Origin of the sequence: Actinomyces urogenitalis DSM 15434, from assembly GCF_000159035.1 — a bacterium.
GTDB lineage: Bacteria > Actinomycetota > Actinomycetes > Actinomycetales > Actinomycetaceae > Actinomyces > Actinomyces urogenitalis.
This window is the reverse complement of sequence record NZ_DS999575.1, coordinates 365,495-385,749: the sequence shown is the minus strand read 5'-3', so window position 1 is coordinate 385,749 and position 20,255 is coordinate 365,495. Positions and strand designations below refer to the sequence as shown.

Genomic DNA, 20,255 nt, shown 5'->3' with positions numbered 1-20,255 from the left:
CATCCGCTGGCCGGGCCGGACCTGGCGGAGGACCAGCCGGCACCGCGCCCGCAGCTGGCCACGGCCGTCGTCCTCATGACCTCAGGCCAGGGCGAAGGTCCGATGCCGAGCGAGATCGCCTACGCCACCTCCAAGGCGGCCCTGGCGGGTATCACGCCCTCGCTGGCAGCGGGGCTGGCGGAGGACGGGATCCGGCTCAACACGGTCAACCCCGGCCCCGTCGACACCGGCTACATGAGCCCCGAGCTCATCGCCGCGCTCACGCCCCGCTTCCCCGGCGGTCGGATGCCGGACCCGGTGGATCCGGCGCGGCTCATCACCTGGCTGCTGACCGACGACGCCGCCTGGGTCACCGGGCAGGTCATCGCCACCGAGGGCGGTTTCCGCCGCTCGTAGCCGCCCTTATCCTCGCGGCGCCGGCCCTGTGGTCCCCCGGTCAATGAGGGTGGCGGGCATGGACACGTGCTCATCCAGCCCCGGCTCCTTGATCAGGCGCACCAGCATGTCCCCGGCGCTGCGGCCCATCTCGTAGGCGTCAACGTCCGAGGCTGAGGCCAGCAGCTGGCCGGTGCCACCCGAGACGAGCGAGCCCATGGACATGGCGGACAGGTCGCGCGGGACCTCCAGCCCCAGCGCCTGCGCGGCAGCCAGGATGCCGGAGAGCACCGCGGGGTTGTTGCTCAGCACCGCGGTGCATCCCTCGACCAGGCCCGTGGGCCCCACCAGCTGGCCGCCGAAGATGACGTTGTCCGGCAGTGCGCGGTAGACGCCGGTCAGTCCTACGCGCACCGCGACCGAGCGCACAGCCTCGTGCTGGACCTGGTAGGCGCGTGCGGTCTCGATGTCCGGGCTGCGGGTGACCATGAGCACGCGCTCGTGCCCGAGGGCGGCCAGGTGCCGCATGGCCAGCTCCGCCATCTGGTCAAAGTCGGCGTCGATCGACGGCACTCCGCCGGGGCGTCCTGAGGTGCCGATGAGCACGGTGGGCACGCCCTCCTGGAGGAGGAAGGCCTCGCGCTCGTCGTCGATCGCCACGTCCATGAGGATGGCCGAGTCGATGGAGCGCGAGCGGATGAGGTCGTGGAGGTTGTCCTGAGGGCGCGAGCGCAGGCCCATCGGCACCACGACCTGGATGCCGGCGCCCTCCACGCCCGCGCGCACGCCGTCGATGTAGAGCAGGTCCCCCACCTCCACCGACTCCCGCTCCATGCGCAGCAGCACCCCCACGCTGCGCACCGAGCGCGAGGCGAGGAAGGAGGCCAGGAGGTTGGGCTGGTACCCGAGCTCCTCGATGGCCTGGCGTACGCGCTCACGGGTGGCCTGGCTGGTCGAGCGCTGGCCGGTGAGCACGTAGGTGACGGTCGACGGCGAGACCCCAGCGCGGCGGGCGACATCAGCGCGGGTGGCTGCCATGTCTCCTCCTTGCTGGTCCTGGTGCGTGTCCGATGATCCTACGGCCGGTGCGGGCGGGTGCCTCCGGCTGGGGCAGACCCGCCCGCACCGCAAGCCGCTCTAGGACTTCAGGCCGCCGGCTGCCAGGCCGGCCACGATGCGGCGCTGGAAGAGCAGCACCATGATGACCAGCGGCAGGGTCATCACCACACCAGCGGCCATCTGCGAGCCGAAGGGCGTGTTGAACTGCGAGGCTCCGGTGAACTTGCTCAGCAGCACGGTGGCGGGCTGCATCTGCGGGTCATTGATCATCGTCACGGCCACGAGGAACTCGTTCCAGGCACCGATGAAGATGATGATCGCGGTGGTGAAGATGCCGGGGGCGGCCAGGGGCAGGATGATCTTGCGGAAGGCCTGTCCGGGTGTGCATCCGTCCACCATGGCGGACTGCTCCAGCTCCTGGGGCATCTGGCGGAAGAAGCTGGTCAGGTTCCACACGGCCAGCGGCAGGGAGAAGGACAGGTCCGGGATGATCATCGCCTGGTAGGTGTTGATCCAGCCCCAGTCGGAGAAGTTCTTCAGCAGGGGCACGATGATGGCTACCAGCGGGAACATCGAGGTGGCCAGGACCACCAGCAGCAGGAAGCCCTTGCCGCGGAAGTCCAGGCGCGCCAGCGCGTAGGAGGCGAAGGTCGCGATCGCCAGGGCGACGATCGTGACCACCACCGAGACGATGAGGGAGTTGACCAGGCCCTGGGCGAAGTTGTTCTTGGCCCCGAAGACGGCCTCGTAGTTCTCCAGCGAGGGGTGGGCCGGCCACCAGGAGTTGTCAAAGATCTCGGTGTCCGGGCGCAGCGAGGACACGAGCATCCAGTAGAAGGGCGCCAGGCAGTAGATGACGATAAGGACGATCCCGAAGGTCGAGGCCACCTGTCCCCAGGAGGCTCGCTTGGACGGCCGCTCGATGACGCGGCGCGCGGTAGCGGTTGCGGTGCTCATGCCCGGTTCTCCTTCCCGGCAGCCTCGGTGACGACTCCGGAGGCGGGCTTGGTCCCGCGCCGCCAGCCAGGCAGGAAGACGGAGGCGGACAGGCGCCCGCCCTTCCTGCGCTTCTTCTCGACGCTGGCGCCCAGGTCGGCGCGGGTGATCTTGACGAAGGCGAAGGCGAAGATGAAGACGTAGAGGAAGAGGATGAGCGCGTAGGCCGCTGCCGAGCCGTAGCGCAGGTTGGAGGCCTCGTCCTGGACGAGCATGGAGATGGTCTCCACGCTCGCCTTGCGCGGACCGATGAGGATGTAGGGAAGGTCGAACATGCGCAGGGCGTCCAGGGTCCTGAAGAGCACCGCGACCACGAGGGCAGGCTTGACCAGGGGCAAGGTGATGCGGGTAAAGCGTCTCCAGGCGTTGGCGCCGTCGATCTTGGCCGCCTCGTAGACCTCGTCCGGGATGACCTGCAGGCCAGCCAGGGTCAGCAGGCCGATGTAGGGGGCTGTCTTCCACACGTCGGCGATGATGATCGCCATCTTGGCGCTGAGGTCTCCTGAGGCCCACATGATGTGCTCGCCCAGGATCGCGTTGGCCACGCCGTTCTGGTTGAAGATCCAGCCCCACAGGATGCCGGAGACGGCCGTGGGGATGGCCCAGGGCACAAGGATGGCGGCGCGCACGAAGCCGCGTCCGCGCATGGCCTTATGCATGATGAGGGCCATGGACACCCCGAGCACGGTCTCCGCCACAACGGTGACCACGCCGAACAGGGTCGTGTTCCAGGCCGCGTTCCAGAAGCGCTCGCCGGCGTCGGAGAAGATGGCCGTGTAGTTCTCCAGCCCGATAAAGGGCTCGACGTCGGAGACGAAGCCGGTCTCCGGGTCCAGGCCGGCTTTGCCGAACAGTGACTGGTACAGGGACTGGAAGACGGGGATGATGATGACGATCATCAGGACGATGACCGTCGGGGTCATAAGGATCCAGGCGAGCCGGGACTGGGCCCGGGTCATCTTGGAGCGCCGACCGACCGAGGCGGGCGCGTACTTCGTTGTACTCATGGGTGTCCTTCGATAGCAGCGTGCGGACATGACGCGCCGGGGCCCGCGCCGCCTCGGGCGCGGGCTGCCCGGCGCGCGAGGTGAGGGTCAGGCCCTCACGTGAGCCAGGTCTGAGGTGGGCAGGGGTGGCTGGGCCGTCCACACGGGGCGGCCCAGCCACAGTGCTCAGCCCTCGATCGCTGCCTTGAGCGAGGTCTCCAGGGCAGCAATGGCCTCCTCGGCAGTGCTCTCCTGCTTGATGGCCGGGTAGAACGCGTCCTGGATCGCGGCGGTCACGTCTCCGTAGGCCACGGCCTTGGGGCGGCCCTTGGCGGCGTCGAGGGACTCACGCAGCGTGGGCAGGTAGGGGAACTTCGCCAGCATCTCGGAGTCCTCGTACAGGGAGGCCGTGATCGGGGCCAGTGTCTGGGTCTCCAGGGCGTACTTCTCGGACTCGGCGGAGGTGAACCACTTGACGAACTTCAGTGCCGTCGCCTTGTTCTTGGAGAAGGCGGAGATGCCGCAGTTGTGGCCGCCCAGGGTGGGCACGAAGGTGTTGCCGGACAGGCTCGGCAGCGCGGTGACGCCGAACTTCTCCTCGCCCAGGGCCTCCAGGTTGTTGGCGTACTGGTAGGGCCACTGACGGTAGAAGAGCAGGTTGCCGGCCTCGAAGGCGTTGCGGCCGTCCTCCTCCTTCCACTCCAGGGCCTCGGTGGGGATGTAGCCGTTCTTGAAGCCGTCCATGAGGAACTGCAGGCCCTCGATCGCCTCCGGGGAGTTGATCGTCACGGCACCGGAGTCGTCCACGAAGGAGCCACCGAAGGTGTTGATGAACTCGCTGGCGCAGCAGGTCAGGCCCTCGTACTTGGCGAACTGGCCGCCGAAGCCGCCGATGTTCTCGTGGCCGGCCACCTTGCGCACGGCGTCGATCGCGGCGGTGACCTCCTCCCAGGTCGTGGGAACCTCGACCCCGGCCTCAGCCAGGAAGTCCTTGCGGTAGTACATGATCGAGGAGTCGGTGGCGAAGGGCATGGCGTAGAGCTTGTCCATGTACAGGCCCGTGTTCCACACCGACTCGATGATGTCGGGGGCAGTCAGCTCGTCCTTGGGCAGCTCGACGATCCACTGGTTGGCGGCGAACTCGGCCACCCACACGTTGTCCACAGAGATGACGTCGTAGGCGTCGGACTTGGTCTGGGCGTTGTTGATGAAGGACTGGCGCTGCTGGTCCGCCTCGGCACTCAGCTCGATGAGGGTGACCTGCTCGTCAGGGTTCTCCTCGTTCCACTGGTCGATGCGCTTTTGGACCATGCCGCCGGAGTTGTCCTTGCCCTGGACCCAGGTGATCGGGCCGGTGCCCTCGAAGGTGCCCGAGGACGCGGCCGAGCCCGAGGAGCTGGAGCCCTTGTCCTTGGAGCCGCAGGCGGCCGCCGCGGCAAGAGCCGCCGCTACGGCAGAACCCTGGATAAACCGGCGACGGGGAAGTGAGGTGGCCATGAGTCTTTCCTCCTTGAATGACGGCGCCGCAGGGCTGCCTCGGTGCATCCCTACCGCAATCGACGCGCGTCGACTCGCGTGACCACAGTAACCCCGAGCAGCACGGGTGTCAGAGATATGAGTCACCTTGTCACCATTTTGTTATCGACCAGGTGGTCATGCTCTCGCCCCTTGACGGCCCGCGTCAGCCCTGACGCTGACACAATGAGGAGGTTGCGACGAGGAGCACGATGAGCACGACACCCACCCCACCCCACCGCCCGGATGACCCCGCCGCCGAGGTCATGACATTCCGCCCCGACGCCCGGTTCTGGCTCGTCTACGCCTGCCTCATGACCGTGCAGTTCCTGGGCGCGCTCTACCACACCGTCGTCGCCACCGCCCTGCCCACCGTCATCGGCGAGCTGGGCGGGGTAGCGCACATGTCCTGGGCCATCACGGCCTACACCCTGGGCCAGACCCTGGCCATGCCCATCAACGGCAAGGTCGGCGACCTCGTGGGCCGCAAGCAGCTCTACCTGCTGGCCATCGCCCTGTTCGTAGGCGGGTCAGCGCTGTGCGGAGCCGCCCCGGACATGATGACCTTCACCATCTTCCGCTTTGTCCAGGGCCTGGGTGGCGGTGGGCTCATGATCTGCTCCCAGGCCATCACCGGTGACCTCATCCCGCCACGCGTGCGAGGCAAGTACATGGCCCCCATGGGCGCGATGTTCGGCATCGCCGCGATCCTGGGCCCCCTCCTGGGCGGTTGGCTCACCGACTGGCTGGGATGGCGAAGCATCTTCTGGTTCTTCCTGCCCTTTGGCCTGTTCGCGTGGATCGCCGTCGCCATCGCGCTGAAGATGCCGCGCCACCGCGTCCCGCTGGACATTGACTGGGCAGGACTGGCTCTGACCAGCGTGGGTGCCACCGGCATCGTGCTGCTGGCTACCTGGGGAGGCACCACCTACGCCTGGAACCACCCGCTCATCCTCGCGCTGCTCGTGGTCACCCTGGCGTGCTGGGCGGCCCTGGTTCCGGTGGAGAAGCGGGCAGCCAACCCCCTGATCCCGCTGCAGATCCTGACCAACCACACCTTCGTCGTCGCCACGGTCGTGGCCGTGCTCATGTGCGCCTGCATGTTCGGTATGAACGGCTACCTGCCCACCTACGTCCAGATGGTTCACGGCGTGTCCCCCACCACCTCCGGGCTCGTCCTCGTCCCTGGCGCGGTCGCGATGTTCCTGGGGTCGGTGACCTCCGGCTGGCTGGTCTCGCGCACCGGCCGCTACAAGGTCTACCCCGTGCTCGGCTCGCTCCTGGCTGCCTGCGGCATGGCTGTGCTCGGCCTCATCCCCTCTGACGCTGCCGTGTGGTGGTTCGGGGTCGGTGTGTTCATCCTGCAGCTGGGGGTAGGGATGTTCCTGCAGCTGTCCGTCCTCATCATCCAGAACGCCCTGCCGGCCAAGATGCTGGGCACAGCCACCTCAACCAACAACTTCTTCCGTGAGATCGGCGTGAGCGTGGGGAACACCGTGGTGGGCGTGCTCTTCACCTCTCGGCTCACGGCCAGCCTGCTGGCCCTGGGCTTCTCCTCCGACGACGCCGCCTCGATCACCCCAGCCACCATCTCCGCCCTGACGCCCCACACGCAGGCGGACGTGGCCGAGGCCTATCAGGAGGCGCTCGGCCCGGTCCTGCTGGGCCTGGCACCCGTGCTCGTGGTCGCAGCCGTGGTCGCGCTGGCCTTCCGGCCTGTTCCTCTGTCCGTCAAGACCGGCCTGGAGCAGGTGGCTGCCGAGGAGGCGCGCGAGGAAGCCGCAGGCGGGCAGGACCCTCTGCGCGAGGAGGACTGAGACCGCGTCTGCGTCCCAGCCCGCGGCCCGATCACGGGGCCACGGCGAGCGCCGGGGCAAGGGCGCGGGCGGCAGGGCCGGAGTTCCTGTCACCTCCTCCCGCTAGGCTCGTTCCATGAGCACTCACCTCTAGGGTGACGACGCCGTCACCTCCCCCACCTGCGCGCCCGCCCCCGCGGACGCGCCGCCACAGCCGGCACCGCTTTCGCCGGCCACCGGCGTCCAGAGCGCCGAGCGCTTCGGCGAGGCCTCGGACTTCTTCGCCGGGGACTCTCGCTCCAACCGCGAGCGCATGCTGGCCGGGGACTGGTACGTGGCGGATGATCCGGACTCCGCGCGCATCGCCGCCCACGCCCGGCGCGAGCTCTACCTCTACGAACGCGCCTTCTTCATGGGGGACCCGGGCGCGATCGAGCACCTGCGCTCGGCCGTCCCGCAGCTGGGGAAGGACTCGATCCTGCTGCCCCCGGTCCGTGTGGACTACGGCGACCGACTCTTTGTTGGTGAAGGCACCTTCGCCAACTACGGGCTCACGGCGCTGGACGTGGCTGAGATCCGCATCGGCGCCCACTGCCAGATCGGTCCGAACGTCCAGCTGCTCACCCCGGTCCACCCGCTGGAGCCCACTCCGCGGCGCGTGGGGCTGGAGTCAGCCGACCCGATCACCATCGAGGACAACGTGTGGTTGGGTGGCGGCGTCATCGTGTGCCCTGGAGTGCGTATCGGTGAGGGCTGCGTCGTGGGAGCCGGCAGCTTGGTCACCAAGGACCTGCCGCCCTACAGCCTGACGGTGGGGTCCCCCGCACGCGTCATCCGTACCCTGGACGACTCCACCTTCGCACCCCGTCACTAGGACCGCCTCCGCAGGCTTCCCCGGACGCCTGTGAGGGCGGCGCCTCCCCCGTTACTTAACCGATATAGTTCCGCCCGTGTCCGTCTCCGACGACCCGCTCGTCACCACCTGGAACCTGGAGCACCTGCCATGACCGCACCGTCGCGTACCACCGGCACCACCGCCCGCCCCCACCTGGTCCCCCGCCCTCGCGAGCTGAGCTGGCTGGACGGCGGGCTCGGCCTGGAGCACGGCCTCCACGTGGTCGGAGCCCAGGCTGCGCCCCAGGCCGTCGAGGTCCTCCTTGAGCGTCTGCGGCGCTCATGCGGCACCGGACGCTCCGAGGCCCCGGACGCGACCGAGCTGCGCCTGGTGACTGATTCCAGCCTCCCTGAGGAGGGCTATGAGCTCCTCGCCCAAGGCACCACGATCACCTTGTCAGCCAGCGCCCCGGCCGGCTTCGGCTGGGCGGTCCAGACCCTCCTGCAGCTTCTGCCTCCCCAGGTCCTGGGCCCTGGGCCGATGAACCCCGCGGACCTGGTCCTGCCCGCCGTGCGGGTCCAGGACGCTCCGGCCCATTCCTGGCGCGGCTCGCACATTGACGTCGCCCGCCACTTCCTGCCCCTGGACGGCCTGACGCGCCACCTGGAGATGATGGCGCTGCACAAGCTCAACGTCCTCCACCTCCACCTCACCGACGACCAGGGCTGGCGCCTGCCGGTGGAGGACTACCCGCTGCTGACCGAGGTCGGCGCCTGGCGCCCTGGGGACCTGCGCGGCCATCAGCCGCAGCCTCAGCCTGGCCAGAGCGACGACGTCGCCGAGCATGACGGGATCCGCCGGGGAGGCTCCTACTCCGTCCAGGAGATCCGCACCCTCGTGGAGCGAGCCAGCCAGCTGGGCATCACGATCATGCCCGAGGTGGACATGCCCGGGCACATGGAGGCAGCCATCGCCGCCTACCCCGAGCTCGGCTGCGGCCACCCGCGCCACCCGCGTACCTGCTGGGGAGTGTCCCGGCACGTCTTGTCACTTGCCGCACCCACGCTCGACTTCTGCCGCACGGTCCTGGACACCGCCATGGACCTCTTCCCGCACTCCCCCATCCACGTGGGCGGGGACGAGTGCCCGGGCGAGGAGATGCTGACCGACCCCGGCACGCGCGCCACGATGGCCGCCATCGGCGCCACCACGCGAGCACAGGCCCAGGCCTGGTTCGAGGCACAGGTGTGCGCCCACGTGCTCCAGGCTGGCCGCAAGGTCGTGGCCTGGGACGAGGTCATCGAGGCAGACATCGACCCGGCCGTGACCATCATGATGTGGCGCGACTGGGGCGACTACGCCACCCAGGCCCTGCGCCGCGGGCACGAGCTCATCGCCGCCCCCAACTCCCTGACCTACCTCGACCACGACCAGGTGACCGGACCCCACCGACCGGTCTCGATCGGCGGGGAGCTGCCCCTGTCCATGACCGCGGAGCTGAGCACCGTCCTGAGCTCCTGGTCCGCCCAGGGGCCCGGGCGCCTCATCGGCGGCCAGTTCCAGCTGTGGACGGAGTACGTGCGCACCTGGTCGCGGGCGGAGAACCTGCTGTGGCCGCGCGGGGCCTGCCTGGCCCAGCAGCTGTGGACCGGTAGCGCTGCCGGGGCCGCCAGCTACGCCGAGCTCGGTCAGCACCTGGAGCGCCTGAGCGCCTGCGAGGTGGCCTGGTGCCGCGAGGAGGAGACCCTGCCAGCGTCGGCGAGCCCCGCCGTCGCCCCGCACGGCGCCTGATCCTGAGACCACGGCCCCGCCCCCCTGAGAGGACCCCATGAGCACCACCCGCGAACGCACCAACCCGGCCGGAGCGCAGCTACGCCAGGCGCTGGAGGACTGGGGCGAACGAATCGCCCAGGCCTGTGGGAGGCAGGCCGGGGACCGCTTCACCCGGCTCATGCTGGACACGTGGGAGACCACCCTGACCTGGCACGGCGAGCGCGTCTTCGTCATCACCGGGGACATCCCCGCCATGTGGCTGCGCGACTCCTCAGCCCAGATCCAGCCCTTCATGCGCCTGCTGGAGGTCGAGGAGGTCGCCCGCACGGTACGCGGCCTGGTACGCGAGCAGTGGCGCTGCGTGTCCGTGGACCCTTACGCCAACGCCTTCAACGCCGGGCCCACCGGCGCCCACTACGATCCCGACGACCTCGACCTCAGCCCCGACCTGTGGGAGCGCAAGTACGAGATCGACTCCCTCACCTTCCCCGTGCGCCTGGCCCACCAGCTGTGGCGGCGCACCGACGAGGCCTCGCACCTGGACTCCGCCGTCCACGAGGGCTGCCGGCGCGTGGTCGCCCAGTGGCGCCTGGAGCAGGACCATGAGCGCTCTGACTACCGCCATGTGCGCCCGAGCCTGCCGGAGGACACCCTGCCGCGCGAGGGACGCGGGGCGCCGGTCGCCGTGACCGGCATGACCTGGAGCGGCTTCCGCCCGTCCGACGACGCCACGACCTACGGCTACAACATCCCGGCTCAGCTCATGGCGGTCAGCGCGCTGGGTGCCATCGCCGACTTCGCCACCGAGGTCTGGGATGACGCCGAGCTGACCGGCCAGGCCCAGGACCTGGGCGAGCAGATCATGGCCGGGGTCCAGCGCTTCGGCATGACCGAGGGCCGCTACCTCTACGAGGTCGACGGCCTGGGCGGGCAGCTAGCCATGGACGACGCCAACATGCCCTCACTCCTCTCACTGCCCCTGACCAGCGACGTCGCGGTGGAGGATCCGGCCTATCAGGCCACACGTGCCTGGGTGCTGTCTGAGGCCAACCCCTTCTTCTACCGCGGCACGTTCGCCGCCGGAGTGGGCTCACCGCACACGCCCGAGGGCTACATCTGGCACATCGCACTCGCGGTCCAGGGCCTGACCGGGGACGTGGAGGAGGCCCGGGCCTGCCTGGAGACGATCCTGGCCACGGACGCGGGTACGGGGATGACCCATGAGGGCTTTGACCCCGATGACCCCTCGCGCTTCACCAGGCCCTGGTTCTCCTGGTCAAACTCCATGGCCTGCGAGCTCATGATGGACCTGACCGAGCGGTCCTGAGCCGGTATGGCGACGCCCCTCCTGCACAGGCGCAGGAGGGGCGTCGTCGTCTCAGGTGCGTACCAGCCCGGCGGCGTCAGGACGCTCAGCGGTCAAAGGTCGCGGCCACCTGCGGGTTGCGCTGGATGTAGCCGTCCAGGACCCGCTTGGCCACACGTACCGAGTCGACCAGCGGGTGGGAGGCGAGCGCACGCCAGGCCAGGGTCTGGTCCCCAGCCAGAGCAGCCTCGATCACCAGCTCCTCGCAGCCCTTGACCGTGGTCACGAGCCCGAGCTCGGCTCCGGTCAGGGGCGCGACGCGCTGGGGGTGCACGCCCTCAGAGTCGACGACGCAGGGGACCTCGACGACGGCGTCCTCACGCAGCTGGGGCACGAGCAGGCCCGCGCCGTCGCGTGTATGGGCGTCAGCGTTGCCCACGTCCAGGATCATGCGTGCCGGCGCCCCGGTCGCCACCGCCGTCATGAGGTCGAGCGCCACCTGCTGGTAGCCGCCACCGGCGATGTCCTCCTCGCGCCGTCCGGCCCGCTCAGAGACATCACGCGCCTCGGCCATGTAGGTCGCCTCGCGCTCGTCGTGCGCCGCCGTCCACAACCGGCCCGCCTGCTCGGGGTGGGCAGCCACCGCCTCGTAGAAGGCGCTCTGCTGGCGGTGGAGAAACTGGCCACGGGTCTCGGCCTCGGAGCGGATCCGGGCCAGCGACTCCCGGCCCAGGTAGTAGTAGAAAAGGTACTCGTTGGGCAGCATCCCGAGCGCCCGCACCCAGTCCGCACCGATGGTGCGAGCCTCCTCCATGTGGTCCAGCGCGGCGTCGTCAGCCAGCAGACCGGGCAGACGGTCCGTGCCACCAACCTCCAGGCTGCGCAGCCAGCCCAGGTGGTTGAGCCCCACGTAGTCAAAGCTGACCCCGGTCTTCTCCCCCACCTGGGACACGCGGGTAGCGTCCCCGCCCACGGCCGCCGTCGCCCGGCGTACCAGGCCGATCGGAGTGTCGCAGATGCCGACGACGCACCCGCCCAGCACCTGGCGCATCACCTGGGTGATGATGCCCGCAGGGTTGGTGAAGCTGATGACCCAGGCCTCGGGTGCCAGGTCGCGCAGGGTGCGGGCCAGCTCCATGGCCACCGGCACGGTGCGCAAGGCGTAGGCGTATCCGCCCACCCCCACAGTCTCCTGGCCCAGCACGCCCTCCTCCAGCGCGACCAGCTCGTCAGTCACCCGGCCGCAGGTGCCTCCCTGGCGCATGGCGGAGAAGACGAAGTCCGCACCGGTCACGGCCTCACGCAGATCGGTGGTGGCCACGATCCTGGGCGAGCTGGGGTAGGCCAGGCAGGACAGGACCGCGGTCATGGCCTCCAGACGCGGGCGGTCGACGTCGTAGAGGCAGACCTCGTCCACCACGAGCCCGGGATAGGGGCCCGAGCCGGCGCGAGCGGCAGCCAGTACCTCGATGACCTGAGGAACCCGGAATCCTCCGCCTCCGACGATCAGCAGCTTCATATGACCTTCAGCCCCTTCGGCGTGACGTGACGAGGCGACGCTGGCAACGAGCACGGTGCCCGACAGCCGGCGCCGACGGCGGACCGGGGAACGTGTCCCAGGCCGCCGCCACTGTAACGACTTCCCGTTCCTGGCGCCCGCCCGTCCTGCCTGCGAGCCGGCCGCGCGGGCTCACTAGGATGCTCGTGTGGTTCTTCCCTTGAGCAACTGCGCCGAGCGCGGCCAGGTCCTTGTCGCCGGCTCGGTGTTCCTCGACGTCGTCATGGCCGGGCTCGCTCACGCCCCGCGCCCAGGCGAGGAGCAGTGGGTCTCTGACTGCTCGATCGTGCCGGGAGGCAGCGCCAACCAGGCGATCGCCTTGGCCCGGCTCGGGGTGGACACCGCGCTGCACTGCTACCTCGGCACCGACCGGGCCGGCCAGATGGTGCGCGAGGTCCTGCGCGAGGAGGCGGTCGGGATCGACTCGGCCTGCGCCGTCGAACGGCAGAACGTGACAGTCTCCTTGGCGCTGGACGGCGACCGCGCCATGACGACGGTCGGCACTGACGCCGTCCCGCCCCTGGCTCCCCTGCCGCACGCACCTCGAGGGCTTGTGGCCGACCTGCCGACCATCCAGGCCAACCTGGCCCAGGTGCGTACCTGGCAGGAGGCCGAGGCGCCCTGTACCGTCTTCGCTGACGCTCGCTGGGACCCCAGCGAGCAGTGGGACCACAGCGACCTGGAGCCGCTGGAGGTGGTGGACGTCTTCACCCCCAACGAGGGCGAGGCACTGCGTTACCTGCGCACCGACTCCGTGAGGCAGGCGGCCGCCGCGCTGGCCACGCGCGTGCCCCTGGCCGTCATCACCCGCGGCCCGCGCGGCGTCATCGCTGCCGACGGCGAGCAGCTCCTCGCCCTGCCCGCCCTCGACGTCCCGGTGGTGGACACCACCGGCGCCGGAGACGCCTTCGCCGCAGGACTGACCTGGGCGCTGCTGGAGGGCGCGGACCTGCGCACGGCACTGAGCGCCGGGCAGGTCACGGCCGCCTTCACCCTGACCCGCCCTGGTGGATCGCTCAGTGCTCCCCGCCCTGCTGACCTGCGTCGGATGGTCGAGGCCTACCAGGTGCCCGAGGGGTACAGCCTGGGGTTCCTCGACCTGGCCGGGTAGCCAGGTCCGTGCGCAGGCCGCCTCAGGCCTTGGCCAGGGGCGCCAGGCGCAGCATGAGGCGCTTGGTCGCCCGGGCGCCGTCGATGGTGAAGGCCACGTGCGCCACGGTTGAGCGTCCCGAGCCCTCGATCGCCGTCACCTCGCCCAGGCCGTAGGAGTCGTGACGGACCTGGTCGCCCACCTTGAGCCCCTGGACCGCTGCGGGAAGCTCGGAGGCATCAGCGGCCCCGCCGTCTGCGCAGGAGCCGTCCAGACGGGTGGGCTTGCCACGCTTGGCCAGCCGCTGCGCCCGACGCGCCTCGAAACGGTCCTTGGGCGTCTCCACCCGCCCCAGCTTGCCCGAGCGCTTGCCTGAGCCGAAGGCGGGGGCGAAGTCGTCGTCGTCCGAGTAGGAGCCAGCCCCGGAGCCGAAGCCGCCCTCACCCCAGCTGCTTCCCCAGCCGGTCCCGCCTCCGCGCAGGGCGTCCATGGAGGAGGCCAGACGCTTCCACTCCATCGTCTCGGTGGGGATGTCATCCAGGAAGCGCGAGGCGGGCATGGCCTGGGCACTGCCCCAGGCCGAGCGCACCGCCGCCCGGGTGACGTACAGGCGCTCGCGGGCACGGGTGAGAGCCACGTAGGCGAGCCGGCGCTCCTCGGCCAGCTCGGCGTCGTCAGCCAGGGAGCGCGAGTGCGGGAAGGTACCGTCCTCCATACCGGTGACGAAGACGACCGGGAACTCCAGGCCCTTGGCCGTGTGGACGGTCATGAGCGTGACCTGGCCGTCCTCGGCGGCCTTGCGCGCGGCCTCATCCCCAAGATCGGCCGAGTCCGGCAGCTGGTCCGCGTCCGCCACCAGGCTGACGCGCTCCAGGAAGTCGGCGAGCACCGCGTCGGGGTTGGCTGCCTGGAAGTCAGCCGCCACCGAGTGCAGCTCGGCCAGGTTCTCCACGCGGGTGGCGTCCTGGGGGTCATCGCTGGCTCGTAGCTCGGCCAGGTAGCCCGAGGCGTCGAGCACGGAGTCCAACAGGTCAGCCACGCCGTCGCCCGCGGCCAGCTGGTGGCGCAGGCCGGTGAGCAGCTCGTGGAACTTGGTGACCTGCGTGCGGGCGCGGGTCGCCAGGCCCTCAACCGCCGGGGCCTCGGTCCCGCCGGCGTCCAGGTCCCCGGCGCCCTCCCCCTGCTCCAGGGGACGCAGCGCGCCGGCCGCGTCCGCCACCGCGGTACCGAAGGAGACGCCATAGCGTGCGGCGTGCTCGGCGAGCACCGCCTCAGCCTTGTCCCCCAGTCCTCGCTTGGGCACGTTGAGGATGCGGCGGATGTTGACGTCGTCGTCCGGGTTGTCGACGGCCCGCAGGTAGGCGATGGCGTCCTTGATCTCGCGACGCTCGTAGAAGCGGGTACCACCCACCACCTTGTAGGGCTGGCCCGAGCGCAGGAAGGCCTCCTCCAGGGCGCGAGACTGGGCGTTGGTGCGGTAGAAGACGGCGACGTCGCGCGGGCGCACGCCCTCCTCGTCAGCCAGGCGATCGATCTCGGAGCTGATCCAGCGCGCCTCGTCATGCTCGGAGTCCGCGACGTAGCCGATCACCGGGGTGCCGGCTCCAGACTCGGTGAACAGGTTCTTCTTGCGTCGCCCGGAGTTGCGGGAGATGACGGCGTTGGCGGCGTCGAGGATGTTCTGGGTGGAGCGGTAGTTCTGCTCCAGCAGGATCGTGCGCGCGGCCGGGTAGTCCTGCTCGAACTCCTCGATGTTGCGGATCGTGGCGCCGCGGAAGGCGTAGATGGACTGGTCGGAGTCGCCCACCACCGTCAGCTCGGCCGCAGGCACGGCGCTGCCCTCCCCTGAGGTCCCGGGACCGCCGGTGAGCTCACGCACGAGCACGTACTGGGCGTGGTTGGTGTCCTGGTACTCGTCCACCAGGATGTGGCGGAAGCGCCGTCGGTACATCTCGGCGACCGCGGGCTTGGTCTGCAGGAGCTGGACGGTGCGCATGATGAGGTCGTCAAAGTCCAGTGCGTTGGCCGCCACCAGCCGCGCGGCGTAAGCGCGGTAGACCTCCACCAGGTGCCGCTCCAGGGGGTTGGAGGTCAGGGCTCGCTCGGCGTACTGAGCCGGCGTGATGAGCTCGTTCTTCAGGTCTGAGATCCGGTTCGCGAAGGTCTTGGGCGTAAAGCGCTTGGAGTCGATCCCCAGCTCCTTGACGATCAGCGTGATGAGGCGCTGGGAGTCAGCAGAGTCATAGATGGAGAAGGTCGAGCGCAGCCCGGCAGCCTCGTGCTCGCGGCGCAGGATGCGCACGCAGGCGGAGTGGAAGGTGGACACCCACATCCGCTCGCCGGCCGGACCCACCAGGCCGGCCACGCGCTCGCGCATCTCCGCGGCCGCCTTGTTGGTGAAGGTGATCGCCAGGATCTCGCCGGGACGGGCCCGGCCCGTGGCCAGCAGGTAGGCGATGCGGTGGGTGAGCACCCGGGTCTTGCCCGAGCCGGCGCCGGCGATGATGAGCAGGGGCGCGCCGACGTGGGTCACGGCCTGTTCCTGCGCCGGGTTGAGGCCCTTGACCAGCTCGGTCGGGTCCGCGACCGTCACGCCCCAGGCGTAGCCCGGTGTCCCGCTGCCTCGCCCGGCCCCCAGGTCTGCGCTCTCGCCCTGGCCGGCGGCCCTGGCACGTGCCGCGGCGGCGTTGGCCTGAGCCCGGGCCACGAGGGCCGCGGTCTCAGCCTGCCTCTCCTCCCAGGACGAGGCGACGGCGGCCAGGTCCTCCGGTTCGGGCGCCTGGCCCTCGTCCTCCGGCTCGGGCGCCCACTCCTCAGCAGGCGCCTCCGCCTGGGCCAGGGAGTCCGCCCAGCCGTCGTCCCAGCCAGAGGCGGGAGCGAGCGAGGGCAGGACGGTCTCAGCCGGCGGCTTGCTGCTGCCAGGCATGGGGAGGGCGTCGAAGAGTGAGTTCATCGCGTTCATACTGAGGCCAAGACTAGGCCAGCCCACCGACACTCTTCGCCGCTGGCCCCGCTTCCCCGCCCCGGTCCACCCCGGCGCCTCGGGCAGGTGCGGTGAGCATAGGCATCGGAGTCTCCTTCAGGAGGTGCTGGAAGGTGCTGCCCTCAAAGCCTCGCGCCCCAGCCCGCCACCTGCCAGGTCCCGTCAGAGGGGGTCTGCCAGGGCCAGGATCAGCTCTCGGCCCGACCTGTTCTCCAGTAGCCCATGAAGGCCACTGAGCGTCGGTCGATTCCGCGTTCGGAGACCAGGTGACGGCGCATCGCCCGCACGGCCCCGGCCTCCCCGGCCAGCCAGGCGTACAGGCTCGTGCTCACCAGCGCCGCCCCTCCCTTGGCGTGACGCGGTACCTCCCACAGCAGCTCGGCGTCGACGTCGATCTCCTCAACCTCGCACGGGCACCCCACCGGCGCCAGCTCAGCAGCCGCCTGCGTGACCGCGTCCACCAGCAGGCTGCCGTGCGCCGCCCCCTGCCTGCCCAGCACGCGTACCTCGAACCCCGGGTGGCTGGGCAGGTACGCCTCGTCCTCCTGCCTGGGCATCTCAACCACGGCGATGCCTCGGGCCTGGCGCGGCAGGTCCTGCAGGATCCTGGCGATCGCCGGCGCCGCGGTCTCGTCCCCACCCAGCAGGTACTGCTTGGTCACCCGCGGCGGGACAAAGTCCACGCCGTTGGACCGGGCGGCCTTGGGCGGCTGGGTCGCCAGCCAGGCCCGTGAGGGCCCCAGCAGCACGGCAGGATCGCCGACGCCGCAGCCCGCCAGCCAGCGGGCGGCTGGTCCGCCCTCGGCCGGGTCGTGGAGCACCATGTCGATGTCGACCTCCGGCCAGCCGCCGTCGCGCCCGGCGCGCACAGCCCTGGTGGTGTAGGTACGGATAGGCGGCTTGTGCTCATCAGGCAGCGCCAGCCACTCCTGGTACCACTGGTCTCCTGCCTGTGGCAGGTGCTCGTAGCCTCCCTGGGCAGCGGGCAGGACGAGCTTGATGCGCTGGTCCCAGCCCGGGTCGGCGAAGTCGCTCAGGCTCACACCGGTGAAGGTGACTCGGCGCATGGAAGGAGTCAGGTCGCGGACTCCGGCCACCGTGACCGCGAAGAAGGGGAAGGGAGCCACCATCACCGCGTCTCCGTCGTCGTGGCAGCAGCCGTCTCAGTGCGTACCTGGCCGGTCCTCGCCTCCTGGCCCGCCGGGGCGGCGTGGTGGCGTCCTCGCGGCACGATGAGCGGGGTGAGCGAGACCGGGTCCTGCATGACCACGGCCTCCAGGCCGAAGACCTCACGCATGAGGCCGGCGCTCAGGACCTGCCCCGCAGGCCCGGATGCCACGACCCTGCCCTGGCGCATGGCCACGAGGTGGTCGGCGTAGCGGGCGGCCAGGTTGATGTCGTGCAGGACCATGACCACCGTGGTTCCTCGGTCTCGGTTGAGGTCGGTGAGCAGGTCGAGCACCTCCACCTGGTGCGCCAGGTCGAGGAAGGTAGTCGGCTCGTCCAGGAGGAGGACGTCGGTGCGCTGGGCCAGGGCCATGGCGATCCACACGCGCTGACGCTGGCCTCCTGACAGCTCGTCAACCGCCCGGTCCGCCAGCTCAGCCGTCCCCGTAGCCAGGAGCGAGTCCTCCACCACCTGGCGGTCCTGGCTGGTCCAGGAGGCAAAGAGCCCCTGGTGCGGGTGGCGTCCACGCCCCACGAGGTCGGCCACGGTGATGCCCTCAGGCGCGATCGGCTGCTGAGGCAGCAGACCGAGCCTGCGAGCCAGGGTGCGGGTCGGCACGGAGGTGATCGCCTCGCCGTCAAGCAGCACCGCCCCCTCCACTGGGGTCAGGATGCGAGCCATGGTCTTGAGCAGCGTGGACTTGCCGCACGCGTTGGCTCCCACGATCACCGTGATCCTGCCGGTGGGCACGGCCAGGTCCACGCCGTCGACGACCACGCGTCCCTCATAGCCCGAGCGCAGCCCTCGCACGGCAAGCTCACGTGCCACCGCCACCTCGCCCTGGGGCCCGGCTCCAGCTGGCCGGTCCCCGCGCGTGCCTGCAACGGACTGGAGTGCGGTGGCGCTCATGCGCTGGCTCCTTGACGGTTGAGTCGGACAAGCTGGGCGAGCAGGTAGGGCGCGCCCACGATGCCGGTGACCACGCCCACGGGCAGTGCCGTGGGGAAGAGGTACTGACCTGCCAGGTCACCACCGAGCACGATCACAGCCCCCATCAGGGCCGAGGGCGCCAGCAGGACCCGGTCGCTGGGTCCGGCGAGCCGGGCCGTCACAGGCCCGGCCAGGAAGGAGACGAAGGCGATCGGTCCGCTGGCCGCCGTCGCGCAGGCGGACAGGACCACCAGCGCGAGCACGAGGGCGGCACGCGAACGCTCCACCTTCTCCCCCAGGCCTGTGGCTGCCTCCTCCCCCAGCGGCAGGACCCGCAGGCTACGCGCGATGGCAGCCAGCGCCGCCCCGCCCAGGACCACCGCGCCGGCCAGCAGGGGCACCTGCTCCCAGCGGGCCCCGCCCAGCGAGCCGGAGAGCCAGCGCATGGCGTCGGCGACGTCGTAGGCGTTGGCACGCAGCTGCAGGTAGGCAGTCAGCGAGGAGAACATCGCCGCCACGCCGATGCCGATGAGGATGAGCCGCCCGCCCTGGGACCTGCCGCGCCCGGACAGGGCGAAGATGACGGCGGCCGTGGCCACGCCGGCAGCCACCGCCATGAGGCTGAGCCGAGTCCCGGACCACCCCAGCACGAGGATGCCGAAGACGGCGGCCGTTGAGGCGCCGGAGGTGATGCCGATGATGTCCGGGCTGGCCAGCTCGTTGCGCAGCATCGTCTGGCTCGTGCGCCCAGCCATCCCGAAGGCCAGGCCCGCCAGCAGCCCAGTCACGGCCCGCGGCAGCCGTAGCTCACCGATGACGAAAGACGCCCCTGGCACCTCCTGACCCCTCATCACCGCCAGGACCTGCGAGGGTGGGTACCAGGTGTCGCCGGCGAGGACCTCGGCCCACCACAAGGCCAGGGCTGCCAGGGCAAGAAGGAGGGTGACCACCAGGTATCGCCGTGAGCGACGGCGTCGCCCGGCCACCGTGAAGCCGGCAGCCAGGGCCTGGGACGAGGAGGAGGACGGCGCGCTCACAGCTGTCCCAGCTTGGTCCCGCGGGCGATGAGGATGAGCACGGGGGCTCCGATGAAGGCGGTGACCACGCCCACGCTCACCTCTGCGGGTCTGGCGATGACTCGTCCGACCACGTCGGCCGCGGTCAGCAGCGCCGCCCCGCCCAGCGCCGAGGCCGGCAGGACCCAGCGGTTGTCGGCACCGATGACCATGCGTACGGCGTGAGGCACCATGAGCCCGACGAAGCCGATCGGACCGGCCAGCGCCGTCGTCGCCGCCGCCAGGACAACGCCTCCGGCGGCCGCCAGCACGCGGGTGCGAGCCACGTGGACCCCCAGGCCCACGGCCATCTCATCCCCCAGGGCTAGCGAGTTCAGCGGTGAGGCAACCACGAGGGCGAGAAGGGCACCGACCAGGAGGAAGGGCGCCACGGTCGCCAGCGACTGCCAGGTCCCGCGCCCCAGGCTCCCCACCTGCCAGAAGCGGAAGTCCGTCAGCGCTGCCGCGCGCGGCAGCATGACGGCGCTGATGAGGCTGGACAGGGCCGCCGTGGCAGCAACCCCCGCCAGCGCCAGCTTGACCGGCGTCGCCCCGCCCGGTCCCAGCGAGCCCACCAGGTAGACGAACACAGCCGTCAGCCCCGCCCCGATCAGGGCGGTCCACAGATACTGAGGCAGGGTCGTGATGCCGGCGAAGGCGATCACGGTGACCATCGCGAGCGAGGCCCCGGTGTTGATCCCCAGGATCCCGGGGTCAGCGATGGGGTTACGGGTCAGGGCCTGCATGAGGGTGCCGGAGACCCCCAGCGCGGCCCCGGCCACGAGGGCGGTGGCCGTGCGCGGCAGGCGCTCGGCGACGGCGACAGCCCC

Annotated in this window: 16 protein-coding genes; 6 read left to right on the top strand and 10 right to left on the bottom strand. The window is 70.3% G+C overall.

Features of this window, described 5'->3' with window-relative positions:
• The coding region (locus tag HMPREF0058_RS07585) for an SDR family oxidoreductase (protein ID WP_006549179.1) at positions 1 to 396 on the top strand (396 nt) is incomplete at its 5' end.
• Between the two features lie 6 nt (positions 397 to 402).
• On the opposite strand, the gene HMPREF0058_RS07580 is transcribed toward HMPREF0058_RS07585, so the two are convergent.
• The 4 genes from HMPREF0058_RS07580 to HMPREF0058_RS07565 all read right to left on the bottom strand — a co-directional run bounded on the left by HMPREF0058_RS07580 (position 403) and on the right by HMPREF0058_RS07565 (position 4,913).
• Positions 403 to 1,413 (bottom strand): LacI family DNA-binding transcriptional regulator, encoded by a 1,011-nt coding sequence (locus HMPREF0058_RS07580; protein ID WP_006549178.1) that lies wholly within the window; start codon positions 1,411 to 1,413, stop codon positions 403 to 405.
• Positions 1,414 to 1,512: 99 nt separating this feature from the next.
• The gene (locus HMPREF0058_RS07575; protein WP_006549177.1) at positions 1,513 to 2,391 is read right to left on the bottom strand and encodes a carbohydrate ABC transporter permease; all 879 of its coding nucleotides are present in this window, start codon (positions 2,389 to 2,391) and stop codon (positions 1,513 to 1,515) included.
• A complete protein-coding gene (locus HMPREF0058_RS07570; RefSeq protein WP_006549176.1) occupies positions 2,388 to 3,437 on the bottom strand; it encodes a carbohydrate ABC transporter permease in 1,050 nt (349 codons plus the stop codon). The genes HMPREF0058_RS07575 and HMPREF0058_RS07570 overlap by 4 nt, the downstream gene beginning before the upstream one ends.
• 165 nt (positions 3,438 to 3,602) lie before the next feature.
• Entirely contained in the window at positions 3,603 to 4,913 is a 1,311-nt protein-coding gene (locus HMPREF0058_RS07565) for an ABC transporter substrate-binding protein (RefSeq protein WP_006549175.1), read from the bottom strand.
• A gap of 230 nt (positions 4,914 to 5,143) precedes the next feature.
• Between HMPREF0058_RS07565 and HMPREF0058_RS07560 the strand changes: the two genes are divergently transcribed.
• From HMPREF0058_RS07560 to HMPREF0058_RS07545, 4 genes are all read left to right on the top strand, one after another.
• Complete coding sequence (locus HMPREF0058_RS07560) at positions 5,144 to 6,748, top strand: MDR family MFS transporter (RefSeq protein ID WP_006549174.1); 1,605 nt, start codon at positions 5,144 to 5,146, stop codon at positions 6,746 to 6,748.
• A gap of 292 nt (positions 6,749 to 7,040) precedes the next feature.
• On the top strand, positions 7,041 to 7,601 hold the full coding sequence (locus HMPREF0058_RS07555; protein ID WP_006549173.1) for a sugar O-acetyltransferase: 561 nt from the start codon (positions 7,041 to 7,043) through the stop codon (positions 7,599 to 7,601).
• A gap of 129 nt (positions 7,602 to 7,730) precedes the next feature.
• Positions 7,731 to 9,353, top strand: a complete 1,623-nt coding sequence (locus HMPREF0058_RS07550; protein ID WP_006549172.1) for a beta-N-acetylhexosaminidase — start codon at positions 7,731 to 7,733, stop codon at positions 9,351 to 9,353.
• Positions 9,354 to 9,390: 37 nt separating this feature from the next.
• Positions 9,391 to 10,662: a glycoside hydrolase family 125 protein gene (locus tag HMPREF0058_RS07545; protein ID WP_006549171.1), complete on the top strand. Its 1,272-nt coding sequence runs from the start codon at positions 9,391 to 9,393 to the stop codon at positions 10,660 to 10,662.
• Between the two features lie 85 nt (positions 10,663 to 10,747).
• Here the strand turns inward: HMPREF0058_RS07545 and HMPREF0058_RS07540 are convergent, their stop codons facing one another.
• A complete protein-coding gene (locus HMPREF0058_RS07540; RefSeq protein WP_006549170.1) occupies positions 10,748 to 12,160 on the bottom strand; it encodes a family 4 glycosyl hydrolase in 1,413 nt (470 codons plus the stop codon).
• Positions 12,161 to 12,347: 187 nt separating this feature from the next.
• Here HMPREF0058_RS07540 and HMPREF0058_RS07535 point away from each other — a divergent pair, with 187 nt between their 5' ends.
• Positions 12,348 to 13,310, top strand: a complete 963-nt coding sequence (locus HMPREF0058_RS07535) for a carbohydrate kinase family protein (protein ID WP_006549169.1) — start codon at positions 12,348 to 12,350, stop codon at positions 13,308 to 13,310.
• Positions 13,311 to 13,332: 22 nt separating this feature from the next.
• Here the strand turns inward: HMPREF0058_RS07535 and HMPREF0058_RS07530 are convergent, their stop codons facing one another.
• From HMPREF0058_RS07530 to HMPREF0058_RS07510, 5 genes are all read right to left on the bottom strand, one after another.
• Positions 13,333 to 16,251: a UvrD-helicase domain-containing protein gene (locus HMPREF0058_RS07530; protein WP_006549168.1), complete on the bottom strand. Its 2,919-nt coding sequence runs from the start codon at positions 16,249 to 16,251 to the stop codon at positions 13,333 to 13,335.
• Positions 16,252 to 16,460: 209 nt separating this feature from the next.
• Positions 16,461 to 17,402: a siderophore-interacting protein gene (locus HMPREF0058_RS07525; RefSeq protein ID WP_006549167.1), complete on the bottom strand. Its 942-nt coding sequence runs from the start codon at positions 17,400 to 17,402 to the stop codon at positions 16,461 to 16,463.
• Positions 17,402 to 18,349, bottom strand: a complete 948-nt coding sequence (locus HMPREF0058_RS07520; protein ID WP_006549166.1) for an ABC transporter ATP-binding protein — start codon at positions 18,347 to 18,349, stop codon at positions 17,402 to 17,404. The genes HMPREF0058_RS07525 and HMPREF0058_RS07520 overlap by 1 nt, the downstream gene beginning before the upstream one ends.
• On the bottom strand, positions 18,346 to 19,407 hold the full coding sequence (locus HMPREF0058_RS07515; protein WP_141560520.1) for a FecCD family ABC transporter permease: 1,062 nt from the start codon (positions 19,405 to 19,407) through the stop codon (positions 18,346 to 18,348). The genes HMPREF0058_RS07520 and HMPREF0058_RS07515 overlap by 4 nt, the downstream gene beginning before the upstream one ends.
• The coding region (locus HMPREF0058_RS07510; protein ID WP_006549164.1) for a FecCD family ABC transporter permease at positions 19,404 to 20,255 on the bottom strand (852 nt) is incomplete at its 5' end. The genes HMPREF0058_RS07515 and HMPREF0058_RS07510, both read right to left, overlap by 4 nt.

What these genes read in the sequence shown, in the direction of transcription:
- HMPREF0058_RS07580 (WP_006549178.1), bottom strand. Translation starts at nt 1,413, where the DNA reads ATGGCAGCCACCCGCGCTGATGTCGCCCGCCGCGCTGGGGTCTCGCCG.
- HMPREF0058_RS07575 (WP_006549177.1), bottom strand. Translation starts at nt 2,391, where the DNA reads ATGAGCACCGCAACCGCTACCGCGCGCCGCGTCATCGAGCGGCCGTCC.
- HMPREF0058_RS07570 (WP_006549176.1), bottom strand. Translation starts at nt 3,437, where the DNA reads ATGAGTACAACGAAGTACGCGCCCGCCTCGGTCGGTCGGCGCTCCAAG.
- HMPREF0058_RS07565 (WP_006549175.1), bottom strand. Translation starts at nt 4,913, where the DNA reads ATGGCCACCTCACTTCCCCGTCGCCGGTTTATCCAGGGTTCTGCCGTA.
- HMPREF0058_RS07560 (WP_006549174.1), top strand. Translation starts at nt 5,144, where the DNA reads ATGAGCACGACACCCACCCCACCCCACCGCCCGGATGACCCCGCCGCC.
- HMPREF0058_RS07555 (WP_006549173.1), top strand. Translation starts at nt 7,041, where the DNA reads ATGCTGGCCGGGGACTGGTACGTGGCGGATGATCCGGACTCCGCGCGC.
- HMPREF0058_RS07550 (WP_006549172.1), top strand. Translation starts at nt 7,731, where the DNA reads ATGACCGCACCGTCGCGTACCACCGGCACCACCGCCCGCCCCCACCTG.
- HMPREF0058_RS07545 (WP_006549171.1), top strand. Translation starts at nt 9,391, where the DNA reads ATGAGCACCACCCGCGAACGCACCAACCCGGCCGGAGCGCAGCTACGC.
- HMPREF0058_RS07540 (WP_006549170.1), bottom strand. Translation starts at nt 12,160, where the DNA reads ATGAAGCTGCTGATCGTCGGAGGCGGAGGATTCCGGGTTCCTCAGGTC.
- HMPREF0058_RS07530 (WP_006549168.1), bottom strand. Translation starts at nt 16,251, where the DNA reads ATGAACGCGATGAACTCACTCTTCGACGCCCTCCCCATGCCTGGCAGC.
- HMPREF0058_RS07525 (WP_006549167.1), bottom strand. Translation starts at nt 17,402, where the DNA reads ATGGTGGCTCCCTTCCCCTTCTTCGCGGTCACGGTGGCCGGAGTCCGC.
- HMPREF0058_RS07520 (WP_006549166.1), bottom strand. Translation starts at nt 18,349, where the DNA reads ATGAGCGCCACCGCACTCCAGTCCGTTGCAGGCACGCGCGGGGACCGG.